Source organism: Candidatus Krumholzibacteriia bacterium (genome assembly GCA_029865265.1).
GTDB lineage: Bacteria > Krumholzibacteriota > Krumholzibacteriia > WVZY01 > JAKEHA01 > JAKEHA01.
On record JAOUHG010000090.1, the window covers coordinates 1 to 2,554 of the forward strand.

Sequence of the window (2,554 nt, forward strand, 5' to 3'; positions counted from 1 at the left end):
CTTGAGCTGGTTGATCTGGAAGACGAGCTCGGCCTTGGCGCGCAGTTCCACGTCCGGCACCACGCGCGAGAGCTTCTGCGCCATGAGGCGGTAGGTTTCTTCGACGGTGGCAGCGTGGATACTCATTTGGCTTCAATCAGTTGGGGGCCCGGCAAAGATACCCAATCCGGGCGTGAACCGCAATTGCTCCGGAACGTTTGACGGGTGCCCGGCCGGGGGTTATACTTCCTTCAGCCGCCAGTACAATCCGTCGCCGGTGCCCCGCCCGCCAGTGTTGGTCCACTCTCAACACGAAGGGAGCACGCATGATACGCTTCCGGTGCCTTATTCTTCCCGTTCTGTTCCTGTCCGTCTCGCTCGCGCTGGTCCTCGCCGCGGCCGCGCGGAGCCCGTTACCGGCCAGTAAGGGCGGTGTCGGCCCCAACCGGATTCTCATCCTGGACGGGTCCCCGGTCCACGACGCGGGCAACCTGTGGGTGCATGCCTCCAACTTCGGCATGATCGGCTCCTGGCCCGGTGCCAACCTGCCTTTCTCCTTTGCCCCCTCCGCGCAGTGGCCCGGGGGATCGAACGTCGAGTATCTCTATACGGCCGGGCTGTGGGTGGGCGCGCTGGTGAACGGCGTGCCTGCCGTTTCAACCGCTGCCTACGAGTTCGAGTTCCGGCCCACGGCGGATCCGCGCGACATCGTGTACTACTCTGTTTTCGGTGCGCTGGGGGGCAAGCGCATTCCCTCCATGATGGCCGATGATGATGGGGACGGGCTCATCGACGAAGACCGCCTCGACGGCTTCGACAACGACGGCGACGGGCTCATCGACGAGGACTACGCCGGCATCTCCGACCAGATGCTGAGCCGCGTTTTTCGCGACGACACCCCGGAGGCGACCCAGGTTTATCCCCAGCACAATCCCATGCACCTGTCGGTGCGCGAGGAGAGCTACCAGTTCAGCAATCCCGACTACGACGACTTCGTCGGCTTCACCTTCTGGATTACCAACGACGGCAATGTCACCGCGAGCGACGCGTACATCGCGCTGTTCGCCGACGGCGACGTCGGCAACCGCACTACGCCGAACTACTGGGAAGATGATGGTGTCGCTTTCAGGAATGATATCAGCGTCGACCTCGGCCCGCATGGCACGCAGGCGTACGACTTCATGTACATGTTCGACGACGACGGCGATGGTGGTGAGGCGTCCGGCTACTGCGGTTTCGTGATCCTGGATCACCCCGTAGACCCGACGGGCTCGACGGCTCCCACGCAGGTGGGCGCGGTGACATTCCGCAACTTCCACCCGGGTGCATCCTTTGAGAACGGGGGAGACCCGACCAATGACTTCGAACGGTACGAGGTGCTTTCGAGTCAGAGTATCGATCGCAACCCCGTCGTGCCTTTCGATGCGCGCGGGGTGGTCGCCGCCGGCCCGTTCAACATCGCGCCCGGGCAGACGGTTTCGTTCACGTGCGCGCTGGTGGCGACGCCGCGCGGCGACTTCACCAACGTGCAGCGTGCGGCGACGGCATACCACGGGCTCTGGTTCGATCTCGACGGCGATCCAAACACGGGCATTGGCGGGAAGGAACACCAGGAACACTGGTACCTGCCCAACGACAACCCGGTGCCGGTGGCGATTACGAGCTTCGAGCCGCGTGTGGCGGATGGGGCGGTGCACCTGGAATGGGAGACATGGTCCGACGAGGGCCTGGCCGGTTTTGAGATCCTGCGTGCAACCGGATCGGGCGATCTGCGCGCGCTGGGCGACGGGATGCTCCCCGGGAACCAGCACGACTACGTCGACCGTTCGGTGGAACCGGGAACTCGCTACGACTACCAGCTGGTCGCGCACGGCGCGGAGGGCTGGACCACGGTGTCAGCGCGCGTGAGCGCCACCGTTCCGCGGGCAGGACTCGCGTTGCGCCAGAACGTGCCCAACCCGTTCAGTACCGAGACCATGGTGTCCTTCACGCTGCCCGAGCGCGGCGACGTGAAACTCGCCGTCTATGATGTGGCCGGCCGCCGCGTGGCAACGCTCTTCTCGGGCGAACAGGGCGCGGGGGACCACAGTGTGGAGTGGAACGGGGTGGGCGACAACGGCGAGCGTGTGGGCGCGGGTGTTTACTTCGTTCGTATCGAAGCGGGCAAACAGACGGTCACACGCAAGTTGCTGGTGATGCGGTAGGGGCAGCTGCGCGGCCGCTACTCGTTCTTCTCGGTCCAGCGGCCCACGCGGCCGTCGGAGTGCGAGCGGGTGAGTTTGGCGTCCGCGTTGCTCCCCCAGCGGGCCTCGATTTCCTTCATCAACTCCGCCACCATGTCTTCCTCTTTCACCTTGCGGCTGATCTTGCCGTCCAGGTAGATGAGGCCCTCGCCGTCGCCGGCCGCAATGCCGATGTCGGCGCCGGCGGCCTCGCCGGGGCCGTTGACCGCGCATCCCATGACGGCGATGTTGATGGGATGGCGCAGGTGCGCGGTGCGTTTCTCCACCTCTTCGGCAATCTTGAACAGGTCGATACGGTTGCGTGCGCAGGTGGGACACGCGATGATGCGCGG

Annotated in this window: 2 protein-coding genes; one reads left to right on the forward strand and one right to left on the reverse strand. The window is 64.9% G+C overall.

The window, feature by feature from the left end; translation table 11 throughout:
- The first annotated feature begins 305 nt into the window (after positions 1–305).
- Positions 306–2,183 carry a T9SS type A sorting domain-containing protein gene (locus tag OEX18_15840; protein MDH4338734.1) on the forward strand — a complete coding sequence of 626 codons (1,878 nt, stop codon included), beginning with the start codon at positions 306–308 and terminating at the stop codon, positions 2,181–2,183.
- Between the two features lie 17 nt (positions 2,184–2,200).
- On the opposite strand, the gene OEX18_15845 is transcribed toward OEX18_15840, so the two are convergent.
- On the reverse strand, positions 2,201–2,554 hold a 354-nt coding region (locus OEX18_15845), incomplete at its 5' end, for a flavodoxin-dependent (E)-4-hydroxy-3-methylbut-2-enyl-diphosphate synthase (GenBank protein ID MDH4338735.1).

Bases quoted from the DNA above. Each gene is read 5' to 3' on its own strand.
- OEX18_15840 (MDH4338734.1), top strand. From the start codon at position 306: ATGATACGCTTCCGGTGCCTTATTCTTCCCGTTCTGTTCCTGTCCGTC.